Source organism: Acidovorax sp. JG5 (genome assembly GCF_017939685.1).
GTDB lineage: Bacteria > Pseudomonadota > Gammaproteobacteria > Burkholderiales > Burkholderiaceae_C > Acidovorax.
Window position 1 is genome coordinate 296,334 of sequence record NZ_JAGKSE010000001.1, and the last position, 25,355, is coordinate 321,688.

At 66.9% G+C, this 25,355-nt stretch carries 21 protein-coding genes; 11 read left to right on the plus strand and 10 right to left on the minus strand.

The genetic code is table 11. From position 1 onward, the window contains the following. The first annotated feature begins 85 nt into the window (after positions 1–85). Positions 86–4,627, plus strand: a complete 4,542-nt coding sequence (locus J8G26_RS01320; protein ID WP_349238291.1) for an EAL domain-containing protein — start codon at positions 86–88, stop codon at positions 4,625–4,627. 451 nt (positions 4,628–5,078) lie between these two features. Here the strand turns inward: J8G26_RS01320 and J8G26_RS01325 are convergent, their stop codons facing one another. Both J8G26_RS01325 and J8G26_RS01330 read right to left on the minus strand, forming a co-directional pair. Next, positions 5,079–5,480: a YkvA family protein gene (locus tag J8G26_RS01325; RefSeq protein ID WP_210567640.1), complete on the minus strand. Its 402-nt coding sequence runs from the start codon at positions 5,478–5,480 to the stop codon at positions 5,079–5,081. Between the two features lie 393 nt (positions 5,481–5,873). Beyond that, on the minus strand, positions 5,874–6,467 hold the full coding sequence (locus J8G26_RS01330; RefSeq protein WP_210567641.1) for a Spy/CpxP family protein refolding chaperone: 594 nt from the start codon (positions 6,465–6,467) through the stop codon (positions 5,874–5,876). Between the two features lie 313 nt (positions 6,468–6,780). Between J8G26_RS01330 and J8G26_RS01335 the strand changes: the two genes are divergently transcribed. Further along, entirely contained in the window at positions 6,781–7,863 is a 1,083-nt protein-coding gene (locus J8G26_RS01335; protein ID WP_210567642.1) for a recombination-associated protein RdgC, read from the plus strand. Positions 7,864–7,936: 73 nt separating this feature from the next. Here the strand turns inward: J8G26_RS01335 and cueR are convergent, their stop codons facing one another. Continuing rightward, positions 7,937–8,401 carry a Cu(I)-responsive transcriptional regulator gene (cueR, locus tag J8G26_RS01340; RefSeq protein WP_210567643.1) on the minus strand — a complete coding sequence of 155 codons (465 nt, stop codon included), beginning with the start codon at positions 8,399–8,401 and terminating at the stop codon, positions 7,937–7,939. Continuing rightward, a complete protein-coding gene (locus tag J8G26_RS01345) occupies positions 8,398–8,595 on the minus strand; it encodes a cation transporter (RefSeq protein ID WP_086926139.1) in 198 nt (65 codons plus the stop codon). Before J8G26_RS01345 ends, cueR begins: the two co-directional genes overlap by 4 nt. A 151-nt stretch (positions 8,596–8,746) precedes the next feature. Here J8G26_RS01345 and J8G26_RS01350 point away from each other — a divergent pair, with 151 nt between their 5' ends. Together J8G26_RS01350 and J8G26_RS01355 are read left to right on the plus strand one after the other, a co-directional pair. After that, positions 8,747–11,074, plus strand: a complete 2,328-nt coding sequence (locus tag J8G26_RS01350) for a heavy metal translocating P-type ATPase (RefSeq protein ID WP_210567644.1) — start codon at positions 8,747–8,749, stop codon at positions 11,072–11,074. A gap of 119 nt (positions 11,075–11,193) precedes the next feature. Further along, complete coding sequence (locus tag J8G26_RS01355) at positions 11,194–12,852, plus strand: methyl-accepting chemotaxis protein (RefSeq protein ID WP_210567645.1); 1,659 nt, start codon at positions 11,194–11,196, stop codon at positions 12,850–12,852. A gap of 105 nt (positions 12,853–12,957) precedes the next feature. Here the strand turns inward: J8G26_RS01355 and J8G26_RS01360 are convergent, their stop codons facing one another. The 4 genes from J8G26_RS01360 to J8G26_RS01375 form a co-directional block, all read right to left on the minus strand. After that, positions 12,958–14,058: an alkene reductase gene (locus J8G26_RS01360; protein ID WP_087742899.1), complete on the minus strand. Its 1,101-nt coding sequence runs from the start codon at positions 14,056–14,058 to the stop codon at positions 12,958–12,960. Positions 14,059–14,314: 256 nt separating this feature from the next. Beyond that, entirely contained in the window at positions 14,315–14,923 is a 609-nt protein-coding gene (gene gstA, locus J8G26_RS01365) for a glutathione transferase GstA (protein WP_210567646.1), read from the minus strand. 134 nt (positions 14,924–15,057) lie between these two features. Next, positions 15,058–15,315: a YkgJ family cysteine cluster protein gene (locus tag J8G26_RS01370; RefSeq protein WP_087742901.1), complete on the minus strand. Its 258-nt coding sequence runs from the start codon at positions 15,313–15,315 to the stop codon at positions 15,058–15,060. Between the two features lie 70 nt (positions 15,316–15,385). Then, the gene (locus tag J8G26_RS01375; protein WP_087748089.1) at positions 15,386–15,979 is read right to left on the minus strand and encodes an NAD(P)H-dependent oxidoreductase; all 594 of its coding nucleotides are present in this window, start codon (positions 15,977–15,979) and stop codon (positions 15,386–15,388) included. 294 nt (positions 15,980–16,273) lie between these two features. On the opposite strand from J8G26_RS01375, the gene mnmG reads away from it, so the two are divergent. The 6 genes from mnmG to J8G26_RS01405 all read left to right on the plus strand — a co-directional run bounded on the left by mnmG (position 16,274) and on the right by J8G26_RS01405 (position 22,305). Beyond that, positions 16,274–18,280 (plus strand): tRNA uridine-5-carboxymethylaminomethyl(34) synthesis enzyme MnmG, encoded by a 2,007-nt coding sequence (gene mnmG, locus J8G26_RS01380; RefSeq protein ID WP_210567647.1) that lies wholly within the window; start codon positions 16,274–16,276, stop codon positions 18,278–18,280. Continuing rightward, entirely contained in the window at positions 18,277–18,978 is a 702-nt protein-coding gene (gene rsmG, locus J8G26_RS01385) for a 16S rRNA (guanine(527)-N(7))-methyltransferase RsmG (RefSeq protein WP_087742903.1), read from the plus strand. The genes mnmG and rsmG overlap by 4 nt, the downstream gene beginning before the upstream one ends. A 137-nt stretch (positions 18,979–19,115) precedes the next feature. Beyond that, on the plus strand, positions 19,116–19,928 hold the full coding sequence (locus J8G26_RS01390) for an AAA family ATPase (protein WP_086910884.1): 813 nt from the start codon (positions 19,116–19,118) through the stop codon (positions 19,926–19,928). 34 nt (positions 19,929–19,962) lie between these two features. Next, positions 19,963–20,502, plus strand: a complete 540-nt coding sequence (locus J8G26_RS01395) for an alpha/beta fold hydrolase (protein WP_086910885.1) — start codon at positions 19,963–19,965, stop codon at positions 20,500–20,502. A 5-nt stretch (positions 20,503–20,507) separates the two neighbouring features. After that, entirely contained in the window at positions 20,508–21,500 is a 993-nt protein-coding gene (locus tag J8G26_RS01400) for a ParB/RepB/Spo0J family partition protein (RefSeq protein ID WP_210567648.1), read from the plus strand. A gap of 28 nt (positions 21,501–21,528) precedes the next feature. Further along, positions 21,529–22,305 (plus strand): class I SAM-dependent methyltransferase, encoded by a 777-nt coding sequence (locus tag J8G26_RS01405; RefSeq protein ID WP_210567799.1) that lies wholly within the window; start codon positions 21,529–21,531, stop codon positions 22,303–22,305. Here the strand turns inward: J8G26_RS01405 and J8G26_RS01410 are convergent. Further along, positions 22,283–22,903, minus strand: coding sequence for a flavin reductase family protein (locus tag J8G26_RS01410; RefSeq protein ID WP_210567649.1), 621 nt, complete (start codon positions 22,901–22,903; stop codon positions 22,283–22,285). The genes J8G26_RS01405 and J8G26_RS01410 overlap by 23 nt on opposite strands. A 198-nt stretch (positions 22,904–23,101) precedes the next feature. Further along, positions 23,102–23,998 (minus strand): helix-turn-helix transcriptional regulator, encoded by an 897-nt coding sequence (locus tag J8G26_RS01415; protein ID WP_210567650.1) that lies wholly within the window; start codon positions 23,996–23,998, stop codon positions 23,102–23,104. Between the two features lie 65 nt (positions 23,999–24,063). Between J8G26_RS01415 and J8G26_RS01420 the strand changes: the two genes are divergently transcribed. Then, on the plus strand, positions 24,064–25,326 hold the full coding sequence (locus J8G26_RS01420) for an MFS transporter (RefSeq protein WP_210567651.1): 1,263 nt from the start codon (positions 24,064–24,066) through the stop codon (positions 25,324–25,326). Positions 25,327–25,355: the final 29 nt, after the last annotated feature.

A 25,355-nucleotide genomic window follows, 5' to 3' on the forward strand; every position in this document is an offset into this window, starting at 1 on the left:
TGCGGTCTGGACACTCCATGCAGGCAATGCCGATATTCATGCTCGCCTCACCATGCTGCCTTGGCGGCCCATGGGGATAGTGCGCGTGCCGCCTGCACAAAACGACCCCCAGGAAACCGCGCGCCTGAATGCGCTGCAGTCTTATGCCATCCTGGACACGCCCGCCGAAGAAGCGTTTGACCAGCTGGCCATTCTGGCCGCACGCATCTGCAGCACGCCGATGGCGGTGGTCAATTTTCTGGACAGCGAACGCCAGTGGTTCAAGGCAGCCGTGGGCGTGCCCTTCAAACAGACCGACCGGGCTATTGCGTTTTGCAGCCATGCACTGAGCGGCAGCCGCGACCCCCTGGTGGTGGCCGACGCGCGCCAGCACCCGCTGTTTGCCGACAACCCGCTCGTGCTGGGCGAGCCGCATATCCGGCTGTATGCCTGCTTCCCGCTGGTCACCCCCGAAGGCGCGGCGCTGGGCACGCTGGCGGTGCTGGACACGGTGCCCCGCCCGTTGGCCGATGAGCAGCTGGAGGGCCTGAAGATTTTGGCCGGCCAGGCCATGGTGATGCTGGAGCTGCGCCGCCAGCAACGCCAATGGTCGCAACTGGTGCAGGAACGCGACCGGATGCATGCCGAGCTGGTGAAAAAGAGCGAAACGCTGGGCGAGGCCGCCCGCGCGGCACGCATCAACGAGGAGCGCTTTCACCTGGTGGCGCGCGCCACGGCCGACGCCATCTGGGACTGGAACCTTTCCACCGATGCCATGTGGTGGAACGAGGGCATGCAGAACCTGTTCGGCGTTCCGCCAGGCGAGTTGCTGCCCGACAGCCGATCGTGGACCCTGCGCCTGCATCCCGATGAAAGCGCCGAGCTGCTGCGCAGCATCCACGCAGCCATTGTTGGCAACACCAGCCACTGGTGGGCCGAATACCGCTTTCGCCGCCAGGACGACAGCTATGCCTGGGTGCTGGACCGCGGTTTCCTGATCCGCGATGGCGATGGCCGGGCCGTGCGCATGGTTGGCGGTATGGCAGACATCAGCGCCCAGAAGCTCGCCGAAATGGAAACGCGGCGCGATGCGCACAACCACGCCCAGCTGCTGCAGCTGCAGCAGCGCATGTCATCCATGGACCTGCCGCTGCCCGAGGTGCTGGCCCTGGTGGCCCGGACGGTGCTGGAGCAGACCGGCGCACGCGGTGCCATGGTGGATCTGCTCGAAGGCGCGCACCTGGTGGCCCACGCATCCGCGGGCGACATGGTGCGCCCCCAGGGCATGCGGCTGCCGGTGGAGCAAAGCCTGGTGTGGCCCGCGCTGCAGCAGGGCCGCACCGTGGTCTGCCATGACACCAATGCCGAAGGCTGGGACCTGGGATCCAAGCCGCACTGGCGTGGCATCCGGTCGGTAGCAGCGGCCCCCTTGCGGGCGGGCAATGCGGTGGTGGGATCGCTCATGCTCGCCTCCGACCGGCCCCACGCCTTCTCGACCCGCGACGTGGCCCACCTGGAGATCCTGACCGAGTCCCTGGGCACCATGGTGCAGCTGCGCCACGTGGCCAGCCAGCTGCATGCCTCGGAGCTGCAATACCGCATGCTGTTCGACGCGCACCCGCACCCCATGTGGGTGTACGCGAAGGACAGCCTGCGCCTGCTGGCGGTCAACAAGGCCATGGTTGCGCACTATGGCTACACCGAGGCCGAGCTGCTGCAGCTGGACCTGCCCGCGGTGTGCGACCCCAAGGACCGTCCCGGCCTCAGGGAGCGGCTGCACGACATGTTTCAGTTGCCACCCGACGCCTTCGTGGTGCGCCGGCATGTCCGCAAGGACGGCACGCTGATGCAGATGGAGATTTCCGCGGGCAACATCAGTTTCAACGGGGTGGCTGCCCGCCAGGTGCTGGCCATTGATGTCACCGAACGGGTGCGCACCGAAGACGAGCTGCGCCGCATGGGCCGGGCGCAACGCCTGCTCAGCGCCTGCAACGAGGCCCTGGTGCGCGCCACGTCTGAGGCCACGCTGTTGCAGGAAATCTGCCAGATCGCCGTGGACATTGGCGGCTACCGCATGGGCTGGGTGGGTTTTGCGCTGAACGACGAATCCAGATCAATCGAATTCGCTGCCCATGCGGGCTACAACGACCGGTATCTTGAGGCGTTGCAGCTGAGCTGGTCCGAAGACAGCCCCTACGGGCAGGGCCCAGCCGGTGTGGCGGTGCGCAGCGGCGCCCCCGTGATCGTGCAGGACATCCGCACCGAAGCGAGCTTTGCCGACTGGACCGAGCGCATGCTGGAGCACGGCTTTCACGGCGTGATCTGCCTGCCCTTGCGCGAACGCGAGCACACCTTGGGTCTGCTGTACCTGTATGCGCCCGAGATCCTGCACATCAGCACTGACGAGGCAACGCTGCTGCAACAACTGGCCAACGACCTGGCCTTCGGCATCATGAGCCTGCGCGCCCGCATGGAACAGCAGCGCTTGCAGTCCGCAGTGCTCAAGATGGCGGCCGCTGTGTCGGCCAGCACGGGCACCGAGTTCTTTGTGCAGCTGGCCAAGAACATGGCCGAGGCCCTGGGCGCCGAGGTGGGCTGCGTGGGCCGCCTGCTGCCGACGCAGCAGGGGCAGGCGCCGCGCGCGGTGGCACTGGCGGCGGTGCTGGATGGCAAGAAACTGCCGAACATCGAATACGCGCTGGCCGGCACACCCAGCCTGCTGCTGCTCAGCCAGCCCCAGGTGGTGGTGCAGGAAAACGCAGCGCAGCAGTATCCCGAAGCGCCCATCCTGCGCCAGATCGCAGCGCAAGGCTATGTCGGGCAGCAGCTGTGCAACGCCGATGGCGAGGTGCTCGGCATGATCTTTGTGGTGTTCCGCCAGCCGCTCAGCAACCCCGACTTCGTGACCTCGACCCTGCGCATCTTTGCCAGCCGCGCCTCGGCCGAGATCGACCGGCAGATGTCCGACAAGCGCATCCGCCACCAGGCCTCGCTGCTCGACAAGGCCCAGGACGCCATCATCGTGCGCGATCTCGAGCACCGCATCATCTACTGGAACAAGAGTGCCGAGCGGCTGTATGGCTGGTCGCAACTGCAGGCGCTGGGCCAGTCCATCGAGACCCTGCTGTACGACGACCCCACGCAGTTTCGCCGCGCCACCCGGGCCACCCTGGAACATGGCGAGTGGACCGGCGAAATCGTGCAGCGGCACCGCGACGGCAGCCCCATCGATGTGGAAGGGCGCTGGACACTGGTGAAAGACGATGCCGGCGAGGGCCATTCGGTGCTGGCCATCAACACCGACATCCGTGCGCGCAAGGCCACCGAGCGCGAGATCCAGCGCCTGGCGTTCTACGACGCGCTCACCGGCCTGCCCAACCGCATGCTGCTGATGGACCGCATGGGCCAGGCGCTGGCCAGCGCCCAACGGCGCCAGCAGGGCGGAGCGCTGCTGTTCATCGACCTGGACAACTTCAAGACCCTCAACGACACCCTGGGCCACGACCAGGGCGATCTGTTGCTGCAGCTGGTGGCGCAGCGCCTGAACAGCTGCGTGCGCAGCGTGGACACCGTGGCGCGCCTGGGTGGCGACGAGTTCGTGGTGATGCTGGAAGAGCTCAGCCAGAACCCCGAAGAACTGGCCCGGGATGCCCTGGGCGTGGGCGAAAAAATCCTGGCCATGCTGGCCGTGCCCTATGCGCTCAAGGGCTACCAGTACCGCAGCACCCCCAGCATCGGCATCGCGCCGTTTGAGGGCGACCAGACCAGCGTGGGCGAGCTGCTCAAACAGGCCGACCTGGCCATGTACCAGGCCAAGACCGCCGGGCGCAACACCTTGCGCTTTTTCAACCCTGAAATGCAGGCCGTGGTGACCGCGCGCGCCGCACTGGAGGAAGACCTGCGCTCAGCCCTGTCGCAAGACGAATTCCTGCTGCATTACCAACCGCAGATCGACCAGGCGGGCCAGTGCGTCGGGGTGGAAGCGCTGGTGCGCTGGGCCCACCCGCAAAGGGGAATGGTGTCGCCCGCGCAATTCATTGCGCTGGCCGAAGAGACCGGGCTCATCCTGCCGCTGGGCCGCTGGGTGCTGCACCACGCCTGCATGCAGCTGGCCCACTGGCAGAGCGATCCGCAGCTGGCGCACCTGACCATGGCCGTCAACGTAAGCTCGCGCCAGTTTCGCCATGCCAGTTTTGTGGACGACGTGGCCCGGGTGTTGGCCATCACTGGCGCACCCTCGGAAAAACTCAAGCTGGAGCTGACCGAAAGCCTGCTGGTGGAAGACATGGAAACCACCATCGCCACCATGGCGGCGCTGCGCTCGTATGGCGTGGGCTTTTCGCTGGACGACTTTGGCACCGGGTATTCCAGCCTGGGCTACCTCAAGCGCATGCCGCTGGACCAGCTCAAGATCGACCAGAGCTTTGTGCGCGACCTGCTCACCGACCCCAACGACGCCGCCATTGTGGACACCATCATCGCCCTGTCGCGCAGCCTGGGCCTGGAAGTTATCGCCGAAGGCGTCGAAACCCCCGAACAACGCGATTTGCTGGCCCGCGCGGGCTGTCACCTCTACCAGGGCTATCTGTTCAGCCGCCCTCTGCCCACGGACCTTCTGGAGGCCTTCCTGCGGCCCGATACGCCCTGAGGCAGATTCACCCCCCGGTTTTTCCACCCACCGCAGCCTGGCCTGCGGTTTTTTTTGCCCCATTTTTTACCGTCCGAAAGGCGTTATCCCTTCAGGAAGAACGCGGCGGGGGACTTGTTGGCTTGTTATTAATTAAAGACTTCTATAAATACATAGTGGTAGTAGTAGAAGGCGGCTTTTTCTGTGGACAAGTGCCTTTTGCCTTGGCTTGACAACCACTTGCGTCGCCTCCAACCCTGTGGACGCAGCCCGGCTGCCGCTGTCCGCCGCACGGGGATAAAACCGGGCCGGGCCGCCTTTCTGTGGATAACTGCCCGGTTGTGCCAAAACTATCCCCCGTTTTGTGCACATGCACCGGGTGTGCACAAGTTTTGATGGAAATCAGGCGTTAGCGCCCGTCCATTCAGCGCTATTAGCTATTTATTCAATAGCAAAAAGGGGCCAGAAGGCGCTATGCAGCCAGCCAGGGTTGGATCAGCCAGTGCCACAGTGCCAGGCCGGCGCCAATCCAGCAGATCACGATCAGCACGGCGCCGATGCGGCTGGTGGGTTTGCCGCCTTCGGTCTTGATCCACCGGTCGGCCTGGTCGCGGCATTCCTGCAGTACGGGCGCCGGCATCAGCCGGATCACCAGCCAGATCAGCCCCGGCAACAGCAACACGTCGTCCAGGTAGCCCAGCACGGGGATGAAGTCCGGAATCAGGTCAATGGGGCTCAAGGCATAGGCCACCACCAACACGCCCAGCGCCTTGGCATACCAAGGTGTCTGCGGGTGCTGCGCGGCGAACCACAGCGTGACGCCGTCCCGCTTGACAGTTCTGGCCCAGGTTTTCAGGTGGTTCGCAAGGTGCACAGGTTTTTCCGGTGGGGGTACGGGGCAGGCCGCGCGCCATTTTTAGAGCATTCAGGGCGGCCTCAGGGGCGCAAAGAAGGTTTTGGTTGTTCTTCTATGGTTCTATATATAAATAGTAGTAGTAATAGAGGGCGCCCGTTTGTGTGGACAAGGCATTTTTCCTGAATGCTGGCGCGCAGTTGCGTCGCCTGAAAGTATGTGGGGGGAGGCCGGTGAACTTTGCTGCCGGCAGATAACAACTTTTGGTTTTTTGGTTGTGCTGTGGATAACTGCCCGGTTGTGCCAGCAATGCCCCCAGCGTTATCCACAAACGCAAAAAAAGCCCGGCACCTTGGTAGGCGCCGGGCTTCGGTGGAGAACGCAGATCAGGGCATGGCGCCCCTGCCTGGGGTATTAACGGGCGGGGCCGCCCATAGGCATGTCGCCGCCGCGCATCATGCCGTGGCGGCCATCATCGCCATGGCCCCCGTCGCCATGGTGCCCACGGTGATCGCCTTTGCCGCCATGGCCACCCTTGCTGTGCATGCCGTGCATGCGCTGGGCCTGGGCGTCGAAGGTCTTTTGCTGCTCTGGCGTCAGGGCGGCATAGAAGGTTTTGGTGGCTTCGCCGCGGCGGTCGGCCTCGGCGGCGTGCTGGGCGCGCAGAGCGCGCATGCGGTCGATGCGCTCGGGGGTGGTGAGCTTTTCCATTTCCTTGCGGTCCATCGTGCGGTCCAGGCGGGCGGGGCGCTCGGCTGGTTGCATGGCGGTGGTGAAGGCGGTCCAGGCGGGTTCTTGCGCCGGCGTCAGTTTCAGTTGTGCCTTGAGGGCGTCGATGCGTTGGGCCATATGGGCCTGGCGGCGCTCTTGCCGGTCGCCCGGCTTGTGGGCCTGTTCGGCCGAGGCACCCGCGGCGGGTGGCATGGCGGGGGCTGGCTGGGCCAGCACGGGCAGGGCGAGGGCGGCCATCATGGCGGCGGCGGCGATACGGCGTTGGAAGAAAGACATCGTGTGGTTCCTTATCAAAGGGGTTGGTCCGCCGGTACGACCGTTCCAGCGGTTGAGGGCCAGTGTGCGCGGCCCATGTAACCCTCCCGTGTTGGATTGGTGTGCCTGTGTAAAGTTGCAACAAGAAGTCCGGCGCTTGGCCTGAAGGAATTCAGCATCAAAATGGCATGAAGCGCTTATGGGTTAAGCGCTGATAGCTATCAAAAACTGAGTGAAAGCGGGCGTTGCACCCGCAAGGGGGGCCGCCGACCCCCGACAATGTCGGCTGTACTCCGCAATGGCTGGAAATGGCCAGAAGAAACAAAGGTTGTCCGTGTTCAAGAACATGATCGTGTACCGCATTGCGCCGCAATGGCAGGTGGAATTGACGCAGGTGGAAGAGGCGCTGGCCAAGGCGCCCTTTCTGGAATGTGGTGCCACACAAGAAAAGTCGCTCGGCTGGGTGCCGCCGCGCGGTGATGCGCATGGCCCGCTGGCCGAGTCGGTGGGCGGGCAGTGGATTTTGCGTTTCATGGTCGAATCCAAGGTGTTGCCCGGCAGCGTGCTGGCGCGCCGCGTGAAGGAAAAAGCCGAACGCATCGAGCAGGAAACCGGCCGCAAGCCCGGCAAGAAGGAAAGCAAGGAGCTCAAAGACGAGGCCAAGCTTGATCTGCTGCCCATGGCCTTCACCAAACAGGGCTCGATGTGGGTGTGGATCGACACCGCATCGCGCCTGCTGGTGCTCGACACCTCAGCCCAAGGCCGCGCCGACGAGGTGGTGACGCTGCTGGTCGAATCACTGCCGGGTTTGTCGGTCTCGCTCATCAACACCCAGACCAGCCCGCAGGCCGCGATGTCGCACTGGCTGAGCACGCAAGAGCCGCCCGTGGGCTTCACCGTGGACCGCGAATGCGAGCTCAAAAGCGCCGACGAAGCCAAGGCCGTGGTGCGCTACGCCCGCCACCCGCTCGACATCGAGGAAGTGCAGGCCCACATCGCCGCCGGCAAGCTGCCCACCAAGCTGGCCATGACCTGGGACGACCGCGTCTCGTTCATGCTGACCGAGGGCCTGCAGATCAAGAAGGTGGCGTTTCTGGACACGGTGTTTGAAGGCACCAAGGCCGACGACGGCGGCTTTGATACCGACGTGGCGATTGCCACGGGCGAGCTGGTCAAGCTGATCCCGGACCTGATCGAGGCGCTGGGCGGCGAGGCCGAGAGTGGCGTGGCCGAGAGCGGCGTGGCCAGTGCAGCGCAGGCAATGGGCGCTGGCGCCGCGCCCGCAGCCGCACCAGTGCCACAGTCTGCGCCATCGTCCGCGCCGTCCGCACCCGCGCGCAAAAGTGCGGGCGGTGGCGTGGTGACCGGGCCGGTGACGCCCCCGGAAGACACCGACCCCGAATCAGCGCCGTTCTGAGATCGGGAGCCTGTTCTCAGGCATTTCATCCAGCAAGAATGGGCCCAATCGCTTACTGGGTCAGCGCAAGAAGCTATGAATTAAATAGCATTTTGGGCGCTGTGGCAGGGTTGCCATGGGCGGTGGCCAGGTCGTCCAGGATGGGGCAATCGGGCCGGTCGTTACCCTGGCAGCAGGACACCAAGGTTTGCAGTGTGCGCTGCATGGCCTGCATGGCGGCGATGCGTGCGCCCAGGTCGTCGATGTGCGCCTGGGCGATGCGTTTGACATGGCCGCTGGCGCGGCTCTTGTCTTGCCACAGGCCCAGCAATTCGCGGATTTCTTCCATCGAAAAACCCAGCGTGCGCGCGCGGCCGATGAAGCGCAGCGCGTGCACGTCGGCCTCGGTGTACTGGCGGTAGCCGCTGTCGGTGCGGCCCACGGGGGGCAGCAGGCTCAGCGATTCGTAGTGGCGCACCATGCGCGCCGACACCCCGGCGCGCCGGGCGGCCTCGCCGATGGGCACGGGCCAGCCCTGTGCCGGCGTGCGCGTGCTCATGCGGCGACCTGGTAGCCCTCTTCGGCAATGGCGGCGGCCAGGGCCTCGCGGGGCTGGGTGCTGTCGATATCGACACGGTTGTGCGCGCGGTCGATGCGCACGGTGGCAGCGGGGTCGATCTGCTGCACGGCCTGGGTGACGGCGCGCTCGCAGTGGCCGCAGGTCATGCCCTGGACTTGAAGGGTGTATTGCATGCGATTTCTCCGGTGAAAAAGTGATGACACAGGAATAATGAACCTTGACATGGTGGCATAGTCAAGCGCCCGCAAAGGCACTGGCGTCTGCAAGGTTGATGGGGCATCCGTTCTTGACCTTGCCATCATGGCAAGGATTACCGTACCCACCATGAACACTTCTGCCACCCCCCCCGAATCCCTGGAAACCCCGGAAACCATCGACCTTGGCATTGGCGGCATGACCTGCGCCAGCTGCGTGGGCCGGGTGGAGCGGGCGCTGCGCAAAGTGCCCGGCGTGCAGGATGCCACCGTGAACCTGGCCACCGAGTCGGCGCGCATCGCCTATGTGCAGCCGCCGGGTGCGCAAGGCCCGGCCATGGACGCCGTGCTGCGCCGCGCGGTGCGCAATGCCGGTTACGAGCCGCGCGCGGCAGGGCAGGACGATGCGCCCGAGAACCTGTCGCCCTGGGCCGGTTTTTTGCCGGTGGGCGTGGGCCTGCTGCTGTCGGCCCCGCTGGTGCTGCCCATGCTGGGCGATCTGCTGGGCTACCACTGGATGCTGCCCGCCTGGGTGCAGTTTGCGCTGGCCACGCCGGTGCAGTTCATTTTGGGGGCGCGCTTTTACAAGGCGGGCTGGCATGCGCTCAAGGCCCTGACGGGCAACATGGATTTGCTGGTGGCTATTGGCACGTCGGCGGGCTGGGGCTTGTCTATGTGGCTGTGGCTCACGGCGCCAGAGGGGCATGCGCCGCACCTGTATTTCGAGGCCTCGGCGGTGGTGGTCACGCTGGTGCTGCTGGGCAAGTGGCTGGAGGCGCGCGCCAAGCGCCAGACCACGGCGGCCATCCGCGCACTGCATGCGCTGCGCCCCGATGTGGCCCACATGCTGGGGCGTGATGGCGAGGTGGATGTGCCGGTGGCCGAGGTGATGGCGGGCGACCGGCTGGTGGTGCGCCCCGGCGAGCGCATTCCGGTGGACGGCAGCGTTCTGGAGGGCCACACCCAGGTGGACGAGTCCATGCTCACCGGCGAGCCCTTGCCTGTGACGCGCGAGGTGGGCGCGCCCCTGACCGGCGGCTCCATCAATGGCGATGGCCGCGTGGTGATGCAGGTGTCGGCCGTGGGCGCCGAGACGGTGCTGGCGCGCATCATCCGCCTGGTCGAGGACGCGCAGGCCGCCAAGGCGCCCATTCAGCGCCTGGTCGATCAGGTGTCGGCGGTTTTCGTGCCGGTGGTGCTGCTGGTGGCGCTGGCCACGCTGCTGGCCTGGCTGTGGACGGGCGCGGGCTTCGAGGTGGCGGTGATCCACGCCGTGGCCGTGCTGGTGATTGCCTGCCCTTGCGCGCTGGGGCTGGCCACACCGGCGGCCATCATGGCGGGCACCGGCGTGGCGGCCAAGCACGGCATCCTGATCAAGGACGCGCAGGCGCTGGAGCTGGCCCACCAGGTGGATGTGGTGGCGTTCGACAAGACCGGCACGTTGACGGTGGGCCGCCCCCGGCTGACCGCCTTCGAGGTGGTGCCGGGCCAGGACGAGGCGGCCGTGCTGGCGGCTGTGGCCAGCGTGCAAAGCGGCAGCGAACACCCGCTGGCGCGTGCCGTGGTGGCGGCTGCGCAAGAGCGCGGCCTGCAGACCGTGGCGCCCGACGGCGTGCGCGCCGTGCCGGGGCGCGGCACCGAGGGCGAGGTGCAGGCCCGCAGCTACCTGGTGGGCAGCCTGCGCTGGATGGACGAGCTGGGCGTGAAAGAACTGAAGGAGGGCGCGCTGGCCGCGCGGGCGACCGCCTTGCAAAGCGATGGCGCCACGGTGTCGGCCGTGGCCGAGCGCACCACCGACGGCCTGGCCTTGCGCGCCATCCTGGCCTTTGGCGACGAGCCCAAGGCCGGCGCGCGCGAGGCGCTGGCGGCGCTGCGGGCGCTGGGCGTGCGCACGGTGATGATCTCGGGCGACAACCGGGGCGCGGCCGAGGCCATGGCGCGGCGCCTGGGGCTGGACCCCGATGCCGGCGAGGTGATGGCCGAGGTGCTGCCCGGCGAGAAGGCGGCGCGCGTGCAGGCGCTGCAGGCGGGGAGCGATGAGCACCGCCGGGCCGCCCCAGGGCGCGAAGGACCCCTCGGGGGGCAGCGAAGCACACGCAGTGGCAAGCGTGGGGGGCATGTGGTGGCGATGGTGGGCGATGGCGTCAACGACGCCCCCGCGCTGGCGGCCGCCGATGTCGGCATGGCCATGGGCAACGGCACCGATGTGGCCATGCATGCCGCCGGCATCACGCTGATGCGCGGCGACCCGATGCTGGTGGCCGCGGCGCTGGATATCTCGCGGCGCACCGTGGCGAAAATCCGGCAGAACCTGTTCTGGGCCTTTTTCTACAACGTGGCCGGCATTCCGCTGGCGGCGCTGGGGTATCTGAGCCCGGTGGTGGCTGGCGCAGCCATGGCCTTGAGTTCGGTGAGCGTGATGGCCAATGCGCTGTTGTTAAAACGCTGGCGAAGGTAACAACTTCGGGTACTGCGTGGAGTGTGGTCACCGATGTCTGGCAAACTGCAACGTTTTGTTGCATATCCGTGGCTGCGACCGGCGGCCGGGGTGCTTTCAGACTTGGAGGAAGACACATCATGAATCTCTTATCGCTCATGCGGCTGTTCACCATCCGCTTTCGGATGTTGGGCGCCATTGCCGTGGTGCTGGTGCTGTTGGGCATGTTGGGGGGCGCCGGCATGCTGGGCATGTTCCGTATCCACGACATGAGCGAGGACTTTGTGGCGCGTTCGTTCTCCGAGGTGAGCCACATGGCCGAGTTGCGCGGTGAGATGGGCGCGATCCGCCAGCACGAAAAGGACATGATCATCTCGTATGAGAAGCCCGAGGACGTGAAGGCGGCGCACACCCGTTGGCTGGCCAGCGTGGAGCAGTCCAAAAAAGTCGCAGCCCGCTTTTTGGAAGGTCCGCAGGACAGCGACAACGCCATCGCGCAGGCCATCGCCAAGCGCCTGGACAGCTACCGCGACCAGTTCGCCCATGTGGCGCGCCAGCTCGAAGCGGGTGGCTACGACACGGCCACCATTGCCAACCGCATGAGCAGCAAGGCCGTGGCCGAGTTCGACGAGGCCGACAAGCTGCTCAAGGAGCTCGACGGCGTGCTGCGTGCCGAAGTGACGGCGGCCGTGGCCGACCAGAAAAATGTGGCCAACCAGACCCTGTGGCTGTTTGCCCTGGCGGTGCTGATCACGGTGGCGGTGGTGGTGCCCACCACGCTGATGAACATGCTGTCCATCTGCCGCCCGCTGGCCGAGGCCCGCCGTATGGCGCTGGCGATTGCCGGCGGCGACCTGTCGCAGCGCATCGTTGCCGATGGCAAGGACGAAGTGGCCGACCTGCAGCGCGCGCTGGCCGACATGCAGCAGGGCCTGGGGGCGCTGGTGGCGCAGGTACGCGATGCCAGCGGCAGCATTGCCACGGCCAGCCAGGAGATCGCCATGGGCAACCAGGACCTGTCCGCGCGCACCGAGCAGACGGCCAGCAATGCCCAGGAAGCGGTGGCCTCGCTGTCGCAAATCACATCCAATGTGCAGCAGACTGCTTCGTCGTCGCAGCTGGCCAACCAGCTGGCCAGCTCGGCCTCCAGCACGGCCCAGCGCGGTGGTTCGGTGGTCGAGCAGGCCGTGGCCAGCATGCACGAGATTTCGGCATCGAGCCGCAAGATCGGCGACATCATCGGCCTGATCGATTCGATTGCCTTTCAGACCAACATCCTGGCGCTGAACGCCGCTGTGGAAGCCGCCCGCGCGGGTGAGCAGGGCCGGGGCTTTGCCGTGGTGGCCAGCGAAGTGCGCAGCCTGGCGCAGCGCTCGGCGGCGGCGGCCAGCGACATCAAGGGCCTGATCAGCAACAGCGTGACCGCCGTGGACGGTGGCGTGCGCCATGTGGAAGAAGCCGGCGCCGCGATGCAGGAAATCGTGGCCAGCGTGCAGCGTGTGGGCGACATCATTGGCGAGATCACCGCCGCTGCCTCCGAGCAGTCGGCCGGCATTGGCCAGGTGAACCAGTCGGTGGGCGATATTGACCGCATGACGCAACAGAATGCGGCGCTGGTGGAAGAATCGGCCGCCGCCGCCGAATCGCTGCGCGAGCAGGCTGCGCGCTTGTCGCAGGTGGTGCAGCAGTTTCATCTGGCCGATGAAGGCCGTGGCATGGCGGCCCTGTCCCACGCCGCCGCCGCCGGGCCGGAGCGCCGCGCATTGGTTGGCCGCGCCACGCCCCAGCTGGCGGGCTGAAGCGGGCATTCGTGCATCGCCTGATGTGGAGATGCTATTAATTAAATAGCTGCCAGCGCTTTGTACAAAAGGGCTGGAGCCACTTTTGGCTTAAAACGCCCGCCCTCAGAACAAGGTGGGGTAGTCTGTGTAGCCTTTGGCCCCGCCGCCATAAAAGGTGGCGCGGTCGGGCTCGTTCAGGGGCGCGTTCTTTTCCAGCCGGGTGACCAGATCGGGGTTGGCAATGAAGGGCCGGCCAAAGGCCACGATGTCGGCGCCCGCTGCCACGGCGGCTTCGGCCAGGGGGCGGTCGTAGGCGTTGTTCACCATCCAGGCACCCTTGCCGCCGGCCTTGCGGTACACGGCCTTGAGGGCGGCGTAGTCGAAAGGTCGGTCGGCCAACTCCCGGGGGCCGCCGGTGGCGCCTTCGATGATGTGCACATAGGCCAGCCCCAGCGGGGCGAGCTGGGCCACCAGGTAGTCAAAGAGCTGCTGAGGGTTCTCGTCCACGATGTCGTTGGCGGGCGTCACGGGCGACAGGCGGATGCCGGTGCGGCCGCCACCGACTTCATCGACGATGGCGCGCACCACTTCGAGCGTGAGCCGGGTGCGGTTCTTGATGCTGCCGCCGTAGTCGTCGGTGCGCTGGTTGGCGCCGGTTTTCAGGAACTGGTCGAGCAGGTAGCCGTTGGCGCCGTGGATCTCTACGCCGTCAAACCCGCAGGCGATGGCGTTGCGCGCGGCGTGGCGGTAGTCCTGCACGATGCCGGGCAGCTCGTCCAGTTCAAGTGCGCGCGGCATGGAGGTGTCGGTGAAGGTGGGCACGCCGTCCTTGATCAGCACCGTCTTGGTCTTGGCGCGAATGGCCGAGGGCGCCACGGGCGCGGCGTTGCCTGGCTGCAGGTCGGTGTGCGAGATGCGGCCCACATGCCACAGCTGCACCACGATCTTGCCGCCTTCGGCGTGCACGGCGCGGGTCACGCGCTTCCAGCCGTCAAGCTGCTCGGTGCCATACAGCCCGGGCACGTCGGCATAGCCCTGGCCCTGGGGGCTGATGGCCGTGGCCTCGGTGATCAGCAGGCCGGCGCTGGCGCGCTGCTGGTAGTAGGTGGCCATGAGCGGCGTGGGGATGGCGTCGGGCGCGCGGTTGCGCGTGAGCGGCGCCATGGCGATGCGGTTGGCCAGGTGCAGGTCACCGGCCTGGACGGGTTCGAACAAAGAGGGCATGAAGGGCTTTCGTCGCAAGGGGGAAGAGGGGATATGCCCGAGGGCAGATTTTCCCCCAAGGGTACTGCAGTGCGGCACTGGCTGCAGTATGCAGCGGGCAGCACGGTCAAGCCATTGTGTGCTAGTTGCGCTATCGCAGAAGAAACTGGCTTAATTAAAACAATAGCAGTCAGCGCTGATGGGGCAAAGGCTGCGCGCTGTTTTATTTCCGTGCGCCGGTGCGGGCGGACCGCAGCGGCGCACGCGGGCGTGGCGCTTATTTGAGCAGGCCTTCGGCCTTCATCGCTGCTTGCACGGCGGGGCGGACACCCACGCGTTCGCGGTAGGCTGCCAGATGGGCCAGGCCTGAGAGGTCGAGTCCGACGAAGCCCGCCCAGTTGGTCACGGTGAACAGATAGCCATCGGCCACGGTGAACTGATCGCCCATGAGGTATTGCTTGCTGGCGAGCTGGCTGTCCACCCACTGCAGGCGCTTGAGCAACTGTTCGCGCGCGGTGGCCTTGTATTCCTCGGGCGTGGCGGGGTTGAACAGGGGGCCGAAGCCCTTGTGCACCTCGGTGCCGATGAAGGTCAGCCACTCTTGCAGGCGGTAGCGCTCCATGGTGCCGTTGGCCGGGGCCAGTTGCTTGTCGGGGACCTGGTCGGCGATGTATTGCACGATGGCCGGGCCTTCGCGCAGGCGTTCGCCGTTGTCCAGCTCTAGCAGGGGCACATAGCCCAGCGGGTTGATGCCGTAGTAGTCGGTGCCGTCCTGCAGCTTGTGGCTCTTGGTGCTGGCCAGCACGGGCGTGAACGCCAGGCCGGCTTCGTGCAGGGCAATGTGGGGCGACAGGGAGCAGGCGCCGGGCGAGTAGTAGAGCTTCATGAAAAAAATCCTCTTGAGCGATGGAAAGGGAGAAGCCGGATGCTATGCGCTGCAGGTGTTTTTTGCTGGCGCCGGGGCACTTGCGCTGGCAGCGGTAGCGGGCATGTTGCAGGCGTCTTCGGGGGGGGCGATTTTTACGCGGGGCGGGTTTGCTCTTCCAGCTGCACCAGGTACAGCATGGCGTGCTCCCGGTCGGTGCCGCACATGTCGGCCGATGGCATCAGCCCGGCGCACACGGCCGGGCGCCCGGGCTGCCCAAATACCAGGCAGCGGGCGTCGTCGCCCAGCTGAACGCAGCGCACGCCGGCAGGCTTGCCCCGTGGCATGCCGGGGATGGGCGAGCTGATGGAAGGGGCGGTGCAGCAGGCGCCGCAGCCCGGCCGGCAGTTCATGGAAGAGGTGATTTTGATAGCTGTCTGCGCTTGCCCATTGGGCGCTGCAGGCCGTTTTTGCTTGAAATACTCAGCCCGCTGCCGGATGCAGCCGCCCGGCCGCCCACAGCACCTGATCGACCACGGCGCGCACGCGATCGCGGTGCGCCGGGTGGACCAGGGCGCCGTGGTCGTCGAAGGCGCTGTCTGCATGGCCCAGCGCAAAGGCTTGGGGTGCCAGCCAGCATTTCAGATTGATCAGCAAGGGCGCCAGGTGGCTTTGCGAGCGCAGGCCGCCCAAAGCGCCCGGCGAGGCGCTGAGCATGCCCACGACCTTGTCGCGAAAGGACCGGGTGCCGTCTTGCCAGTCGGGGTGGTTTTTGACGGGGCTGGAGGCCCAGTCGATGGTGTTCTTGAGCAGGGCGGTGTAGCTGCCGTTGTATTCGGGGGCGCAGATGATCCAGGCCGGGTGTTCCCACAGGATCTGCTTGAGCCGCAACACATCGGCGGGCGTGCCTTGGGCTTCCAGATCGGCGCTGTACATCGGGATGTCGAACTCGGACAGTTCCAGCAGCGTGACCTGGGCACCGGCTTCGCGGGCCATGGCGGCAGTGGCCTGGGCGAGGCGCCGGTTGAACGATTGCTGGCGGGTGCTGCCGGCAAAGACGAGGAGTGGGTGGTGCATGCCCGACATTGGAGCACAGACCCGGGGCAGGATTCCTGCGGGTGCGGCCCTTGGATGAGCGTGCGACGCAGGCCTTGGTGCAGAAGGCCCTGTTTCACGTGAAACAAGGCCGGGCAGGCTGGAGCGCACATGCGCCGCAAGGGTGTCGGCATGGCCCTTGGGCGTGCGCCAGCCAAAGGTGGGAAAATTGCAGGCTTTCCGCTGCACGGCCCACAAGGCCGGCGCGGGGTGGGCGCAGGAGCGTCGGTGTTTGGTGTGTGTGTCGTTATGGGCCGGTGGCCCTGGAGTTGTCCCATGTTGTATCCCCAGGAATTTGATGTGATCGTGGTCGGCGGTGGCCACGCCGGCACCGAGGCCGCGCTGGCCGCTGCGCGCATGGGGCAACGCACGCTGCTGCTCACCCACAACATCGAGACGCTGGGGCAGATGAGCTGCAACCCCAGCATAGGCGGCATCGGCAAGGGCCACCTGGTCAAAGAGGTGGACGCGCTGGGCGGCGCCATGGCGCTGGCGACCGACGAGGGCGGTATCCAGTTCCGCATCCTCAACAGCAGCAAGGGCCCGGCCGTGCGCGCCACGCGGGCGCAGGCCGACCGCATTCTGTACAAGGCCGCCATCCGCCGCATGTTGGAGAACCAGCCCAATCTGTGGCTGTTCCAGCAGGCGGTGGACGACCTGATGGTGGAATCCACCGGTTCTGGCGACCGCGTGGTGGGCGCCGTCACGCAGGTGGGCATCCGCTTTCGCAGCCGCACCGTGGTGCTGACGGCGGGCACTTTCCTGGACGGCAAGATCCATGTGGGCCTGAACAATTACGCCGCCGGCCGGGCAGGGGACCCGCCCGCCGTGTCGCTGTCGGCACGCCTCAAGGAGCTGAAGTTGCCCCAGGGCCGCCTGAAGACCGGCACGCCGCCGCGCATTGACGGGCGCAGCATCGACTTTTCGAAGTGCACCGAGCAGCCCGGCGACGGCATGCCCGGCGGCGTGAACGAGGGCACGGTGCCCGTGTTCAGTTTCATGGGCAATTCGCAGATGCATCCGAAGCAGGTGCCTTGCTGGGCGACCCACACCAACGAGCGCACGCACGACATCATCCGCAGCGGCTTTGACCGCAGCCCCATGTTCACCGGCAAGATCGAGGGCGTGGGCCCGCGCTATTGCCCCAGCGTGGAAGACAAGATCAACCGCTTTGCCGACAAGGACAGCCACCAGATCTTTCTGGAGCCCGAGGGGCTGACCACGCACGAGTTCTACCCCAATGGCATCAGCACCAGCCTGCCGTTCGACATCCAGTACGACCTGGTGCGCAGCATGCCCGGGCTGGAGAATGCGCACATCCTGCGCCCCGGCTACGCCATCGAATACGACTACTTCGACCCGCGCTCGCTCAAGAGCAGCTTCGAGACGCGCCAGATCCAGGGCCTGTTCTTTGCCGGCCAGATCAACGGCACCACAGGCTATGAAGAGGCGGCGGCCCAGGGCTTGTTCGCCGGCATCAACGCCGCCCTGCAGTGCCGGGGCGACGCGCCTTGGCTGCCTGGCCGCGACGAGGCCTACCTGGGCGTGCTGGTGGACGACCTGATCACCAAGGGCGTGACTGAGCCCTATCGCATGTTCACCAGCCGGGCCGAGTTTCGCCTGCAGCTGCGCGAGGACAACGCCGACATGCGCCTGACCGAAGCGGGGCGCCGCATGGGGCTGGTGGACGATGCGCGTTGGGACGCCTTCAGCCGCAAACGCGATGCGGTTTCACGTGAAACAGAGCGCCTCAAGGCCACCTGGGTGAACCCGCGCAACCTGCCAGCGGCGGAATCCGAGCGCGTGCTGGGCAAGCGCATCGAACATGAATACAACCTGTTCGAGTTGCTGCGCCGCCCCGATGTGAACTATGCCAACCTGGTGTCGATGGATGGCGGCAAGTACGCGACCAAGGACGTTTCACGTGAAACGCTGGGTGACCTGAGCGAGCCGGTGGTGGAGCAGGTGGAAATCGCCGCCAAGTATGCGGGTTACATCGACCGCCAGAAGGGCGAGGTGGAGCGCGCCGCGCATTTCGAGAAACTGCGCCTGCCGGCCGAGCTGGACTACATGCAGGTCACGGCGCTGAGCATCGAGGCGCGCCAGGTGCTCAGCCGACACCGCCCCGAAACCCTGGGCCATGCCTCCCGCATCACGGGCATCACGCCGGCGGCGATCTCGCTGCTGATGGTGCATTTGAAGAAAGGTGGGTTCAAGGAGTTTGCGGTGGCCCCAGTTGTCCCGGACACCCCTGCGAAGGCAGAAGGGGAAATAGCGGCATGACGATGGCAGTGCACAACGATGCCTTGCGCCAGCAACTGCAGGCGGGCGCGGACGCGCTGGGCTTGGGCCTGGCCGAGGCGCAAATCACCCAGCTGCTCGACTTTCTGGCCCTGCTGCAAAAGTGGAACAAGGTCTACAACCTGACGGCCGTGCGCGACCCGCAGGAGATGCTGACGCACCATTTGCTCGACAGCCTGGCGGCGGTGGCGCCGCTGCGCCGCCAGGTGGCGGCATTGCGGCAGGGCGGCGTGCCCACACCTGCTCCCGTGCGCTTGCTCGACGTGGGCTCGGGTGGCGGCCTGCCCGGCGTGGTGTTTTCCATCTGCTGCCCGGATGTGGATGTGAGCTGTGTGGATACCGTGGGCAAGAAAGCTGCGTTCATCCAGCAGGCGGCGGTGGCGCTGAAGCTGCGCAACCTGCACGGCCTGCACGCTCGGGTCGAGACCTTGACCACACCGTTCGACATCATCAGCTGCCGCGCCTTTGCTTCGCTGCCCGACTTCGTGGGCTGGTCGCGGGCTGCGCTGATGGCGCCGCACGGTGTCTGGCTGGCCATGAAGGGCAAGCACCCTTCGGATGAAATCGCCGCCTTGCCCGCCGCCGTGCAGGTGTTTCACGTGGAACAGCTTACCGTGCCGGGGCTGGATGCCGAGCGCTGCATCGTCTGGATGCAACCGGCCACAGCGCCCGTGGCTTAAACTCGCCGCATCGTTCTCCGGGAGGCGCCGCCGCCGCAGCCATTGCACTGAGGCTGGAATGTGGCAAGCGCCTTGCGCGCCGGCTTGGGCTTCGAACGGGCCATTTCCACATCAACCCCCACCACCACAGCATCCACATGGCCAAGATTTTTTGCGTTGCCAACCAGAAGGGTGGCGTTGGCAAGACCACCACCACCGTCAACCTCGCCGCGGGCCTGGCCAAGATCGGCCAGCGCGTGCTGATGGTGGACCTGGACCCGCAGGGCAATGCCACCATGGGGTCGGGCGTGGACAAGCGCAGCCTGGAGCTGACGGTGTACGACGTGCTGCTCGAATCCGCCTCGGTCAAAGAGGCCGCAGTGCTGGCGGAAAAATGCGGCTACTGGGTGCTGGGCGCCAACCGCGAACTGGCCGGCGCCGAGGTGGAGCTGGTGGCGCTGGAGCACCGCGAAAAACGCCTCAAGGCGGCGCTGGCCGAGGTGGCGGGCGACTACGATTTTGTGCTGATCGACTGCCCGCCGTCGCTCTCGATGCTCACGCTCAACGGCCTGTGCAGCGCGCACGGCGTGATCGTGCCCATGCAATGCGAGTACTTCGCGCTCGAAGGCCTGACCGATCTGGTCAACACCATCAAGCAGGTGCACGCCAACCTGAACCGCGAACTGCAGATCATCGGCCTGCTGCGCGTGATGTTCGATCCGCGCATCACGCTGCAGCAACAGGTGAGCGAGCAGCTCAAGGGCCACTTTGGCGACAAGGTGTTCAACAGCGTCATCCCGCGCAACGTGCGCCTGGCCGAAGCGCCCAGCTATGGCCTGCCCGGCGTGGTGTTCGACCCGGCGGCCAAAGGCAGCCAGGCCTTTGTCGAATTTGCACAGGAAATGGTCGAGCGTGGGCAGCGCATGGCTGCGGCATCGGATGCTGCAGTCAAAATGGCCTCCAGCGCTTGATAGTAAAGCGCTGACAGCTATTTATTTGATAGTAATGAAGGCCTCCAACATCCTGCTGCTGCCCGGCTGGCAGAACTCCGGCCCCGACCACTGGCAAAGCCTGTGGGAGGCCCGCCACGGCTACCACCGCGTGGAGCAGCACGACTGGATGCGCCCCCTACGCGGCGACTGGTCGGCGCGGCTCGAAGACACCGTGGTCGATGCCGACGGCCCCGTGGTGCTGGTGGCGCACAGCCTGGGCTGCATCCTCACCGCCTGGTGGGCGGCGCATTCGCCCAGCGCCCACCGCGTGCAGGGTGCGCTGCTAGTGGCGCCCGGCGATGTGGAACGCCCCGACCTGGCCGCGCAAATTCACGGCTGGGCACCCATCGCGCGCCAGCCGCTGCCGTTCCCCGCCTGGCTGGTGGGCAGCCGCAACGACCCGTATTGCAGCTTTGAGCGCGCCGAAGGCCTGGCGCAAGCCTGGGGCGCGCGCTTCATCGATAGCGGCGCGCGCGGCCACATCAATGCCGAATCCGGCCTGGCAGACTGGCCCGAGGGCCACCACCTGCTGCACACCCTATTGAAAGATTGACGAACATGGTCACCAAAAAACCCAAGGGCCTCGGCCGCGGACTCGAAGCCCTGCTCGGCCCCAAGGTGGCCGAAGGGGTCGAAAAGGCCCAGGCGGTCGATGCGGGCCTGCCCAGCAGCCTGCCCCTGAGCGAACTGGTGCCCGGCGTGTACCAGCCGCGCACGCGCATGGACGAGGGTGCGTTGTACGAGCTGGCCGAAAGCATCAAGGCGCAGGGCATCATGCAGCCCATTTTGGTGCGGCGCCTGAGCGACGAACAAGCCCTGCTGCGCCGCCAGGAGCGGGCAGCGCAGGGGCCATCGCCGGCGCTGGGCGCCCTCAGCCCAGACGGGCCGTTGTACGAAATCATCGCGGGCGAGCGGCGTTTTCGGGCGTCGCGGCTGGCGGGCCTCGATGCCGTTCCGGTGCTGGTGCGCGACGTGCCCGACGAGTCGGCCGCCGCCATGGCGCTCATCGAGAACATCCAGCGCGAAGACCTCAACCCGCTCGAAGAAGCCCAGGGCCTGCAGCGCCTGGTGCGCGAGTTCGGCCTCACCCACGAGCAGGCCGCGCAGGCCGTGGGCCGCTCGCGCAGCGCCGCCAGCAACCTGCTGCGCCTCTTGAACCTGGCCGATCCCGTGCAGACCATGCTGATGGCCGGCGATATCGACATGGGCCACGCCCGCGCGCTGCTGGCGCTGGACCGCGCCGCGCAGATCACGGCGGGCAACCAGATTGCGGCGAAAAAACTCTCGGTGCGCGAGGCCGAGGCCCTGGTCAAAAAGATCGGCGCCGAGTTCAACCTGGTTGCCACGCGGCCCAAGCAGGAAAAATCGCGCGACCTCAAGCGGGTGGAAGAAGAACTCTCGGACCTGCTCATGGCCGAGGTCGAGGTGCGCGTGAAAAAGCGCGTGAAACGCAACGGCCGCATGGAAGACATGGGCGAGCTGTCCATCCAGTTCGGCTCGCTGGAGGCCTTGAACGGCCTCATCGACCGGCTGCGCGGCAACAACGCCTGACCGGCCCGGCGCAGGGCCCGTGCCTCCGATGGCTCGCCGGTTTTTCCCTTGGCCCTTGCCCGCACTGGCGGCCTGGGCGGCGGCGTGGCTGCTGTTTGGGGCCTTGCAGCGCGCGCACCTGCCTGCGGCATGGGCGCTGGTGCTGGCCTGCGGCCTGGGCACGGCGGCCAGCCTGCTGGGCGACACCTGGTGGCGGCGGGGGTTGATTGCGGCGGGGTTTCCGCTGTCGCTGGCCCTCACGGGGGCGGCGGGCCTGCCCGCCTGGGCCTGGCTGGTGCCGCTGACCCTGCTGCTGCTGGTTTATCCCCTGAATGCCTGGCGCGACGCCCCGCTGTTCCCCACCCCGCCCGACGCGCTCAATGACCTGCCCGACAGTGCCCCGCTGGAGCCTGGCGCGCGCGTGCTCGACGCGGGCTGCGGCCTGGGCGATGGCCTGATTGCGCTGCGCCAGGCCTACCCCCTGGCCCGACTGGAGGGGCTGGAGTGGAGCCGCCCGCTGCGCTGGCTGTGTGCCCGCCGCTGCCCCTGGGCGCGGGTAGCGCAGGGCGATATCTGGCGGGCCGACTGGAGCGGCTACCAGCTGGTTTACCTGTTCCAGCGCCCCGAGAGCATGGCCCGCGCCGCCGCCAAGGCCCAGGCCGAGATGGCGCCCGGCGCATGGCTGGTGAGCCTGGAATTCGCCGTGCCCGGCGTGCTGCCCCATGCGCAAATGCACGCACCGGATGGCCGGCCGGTGTGGGTGTACCGCATGCCTGCGGCCCCCGCCGGGGCGGGGCAGCCGCTCAGCGCGGCCGGTACATCTTGAACAACTGCTCCGGCCCCACCGTGAAATAGTCGGCCGGTCCACCGCCGCGCAGGATATGCCCGGCACCCGCCGTGTCGTACACGCCGTCTTTCAACAGCGCCTTGGCGATGTGCACGGCCACCACTTCGCCCAGCACCAGCCAGGTGGGCACCTTTTCGCCGTCGATGCCTTGCAGTTGCAGGATCTGCGTGCTGCGGCATTCCAAGGTGACGGGGCTTTCGGCCACGCGCGGCGGGCGCACTTTGTCGGAGGGCAGGGGCGTGAGCCCCGTCAGCGAGAACTCGCTCACTTCGGGCGGCACGGCTGCGCAGCTCTGGTTCATGGCCTCGGCCAGTTCGCGCGTGGCCAGGTTCCACACAAACTCGCCCGTGGCCTCGATGTTGCGCAGCGTGTCCTTGTAGCCGATGCTGGCAAAGCCCACGATGGGCGGCACGTAATTGAAGGCGTTGAAGAAGCTGTAGGGCGCCAGGTTCAGCGCGCCGGTGGCATCTTGCGTGGAGATCCAGCCAATGGGGCGCGGGCCGACGATGGCATTGAACGGATCGTGCGGCAGGCCGTGGCCCAAGCGGGGTTCGTAGGTGTGGATTTCAGCGGTCATGGGCCAGAGGCGTTGGTTGGGGGCAGGGGGGTGACGATACCCGGGCGCCGGAAACTCTGCAGCAGCGCCGGATGCGGGGAATGGTTTGCTATCAATTAGATAGCTGTTGGCGCTTTATTCATAAGCGCTACAGGGCAAAAAGCACCGAATTACCTGCGCAGCATGGCCGGGTGATGCCGGCCAGCTGCGCCATACGCATCAGCGCGCCGCCCCCAGAAATCGCCCTGGCGGCTGCCCCACCGATTTGCGCACCATGGCGCTGAAGGCGCTGGGGCTGTAGCCCAGTTCGGCGGCGATCTGCCCCATGGGCATGCGGCCCGCAGCCAGCGACACGGCCTTGGCCAATATCACCTGCTGGCGCCACTGCGTGAAGGTGCTCGAGAGCTCGGTGCGAAACAGGCGCGCCACGGTGCGCGGGCTGGCGCCGGTGTCTTGCGCCCACGCGCTCAAGGTGGCGTGGCGCGTGGGGTCGGCCAGCACCGCCTCGCACAGGTGGCGCAGGCGCTTGTCGTGGGGCAGGTCCACGCCCAGCTTCACGGCGGCGGCGCGGCGCAACTCGCCCAGCACCAGGGCGTTGAGGTGGCGTTCGCGCGTGCGTTCGTCGGCGGTGGATGGTTGGGTGGAGGCGGGGCCGTCGTCGGGCGTGGTGGGCAGCTCGCGCACCAGGGCGCGCAGCAGGTCGGACACCTCCAGCACGCGGCACTGGCGCCAGGCGGCTTCCTCGTGGCGCGGCACGCCGGGGCCGCAGCGCCCGCGCGGCTGGTGGAAATACAGCGTGCGCAGATCGGCGTCTTCCACCATGGTCACGGCATGTTCCACGCCGGGCGGAATCCATAGCGCGCGCGAGGGCGGCACGATGTAGGTGCCCCGGTCCACCGTGAGCCGGATCACGCCCGTGGTCGATATGGCCACCTGCGCCCACGGGTGGCTGTGCGGCATCACCTGCGTGTCGGCCGCCAGCTGGCGCACCTTGGCGCGCACCGGGCGCTCGGCGCTGGGCACAAACAGGTGCGGCGTGAGCGAATCCACATACGACAGCGCCCGCCGGGGGCGCGATGGCGGTGCGGTGTCTGCGGGCGGGGCTGCTTTTGGCATGTTGGCGATAGAAGTTGGCAGGCTATCGTAAACCTGCCGTGGCCGGCTTGCCTAAGATCACAGCCATGACCCAAGCATCCCCTGGCGCACCCAGCGCCGTTCCCCTGCGGCAGGACGCCCGCACCATCGGCCTCATCGGCCTGGCGCATGGCAGTTCGCATTTTTTTCACATGCTGCTGCCGCCGCTGTTTCCGTGGCTGATTGGCGAGTTTGGCTACAGCTATTCCGAGCTGGGCCTGCTGGTGTCGGTGTTTTTTGTGATCTCGGGCGTGGGCCAGGCGCTGTCGGGCTTTCTGGTGGACCGCGTGGGCGCGCGCCCGGTGCTGTTTTTTGCGCTGTCGAGCTTTGCCGCCGCCGGCCTGGCGGCGGGCACGGCGCAGGGCTATGCGGGGCTGCTGCTGGCGGCGGCGCTGGCGGGGCTGGGCAATGCGCCGTTCCACCCGGTGGACTTCACCATCCTCAACAAGCGCGTGTCGCCGCAGCGCCTGGGCCATGGTTTTTCGGTGCACGGCATCAGCGGCAACCTGGGCTGGGCCACGGCGCCGGTGTTCATGGCCGGCATTGCCACGGCCACGGGCTCGTGGCGGGCGGCCTGCCTGTGCGGCGCGCTGCTGGCGCTGGTGGTGCTGGCCGTCATGGTGTGGCAGCGCGACGCGCTGGACGACCGCCAGGGCAGCTGGGCGCACCAGGCCCCCGGCGCCAAGGCCGTGGCCGACGAGCATCCGATGGCCTTCCTCAAGCTGCCCTCGGTGTGGCTGTGCTTTTCGTTCTTTTTCTGGAGCACCTGCGCGCTGAGCGCCATCCAGAGCTTTGCCAGCCCCGCGCTGCAGAGCATGTATGGCCTGCCGCTGAGCGTGACGGCCCTGGTGGTCACCGGCTACATGCTGTGCGGCGCGGCGGGCATGGTGGTGGGCGGCTTTCTGGTGGGCCGCGTGCAGCGGCTGGAGAAGGTGATCTCGGTGTGCCTGCTGGCCTCGGCCGCCCTGCTGGTGCTGGTGGGCACGGGCTGGCTGCCCGGCATGGCGGCGGTGGTGGTGGCGGCGCTGGCCGGCGTCGGCACCGGCCTGGCAAGCCCGTCGCGCGACATGCTCATCAAGCGCGCCAGCCCGCCCGGCGCCACCGGCCGTGTTTATGGCACCGTGTATTCGGGGCTGGACCTGGGCTTTTGCCTGGCCGCGCCGGTGTTTGGCGCCTTGCTGGACCGGGGCATGACCTCGGGCATTTTCTACGGCTCGGCCATCACGCTGGCGCTGAGCGTGGTGTCTGCCGCGCTGGTGGGTGTGGGCGTGGCGGCGCGGTTGCGGCGGCCTGCCGGGGTGGCGGCCTGAGAAGGAAATTGAATGAAAAATGGATCTGG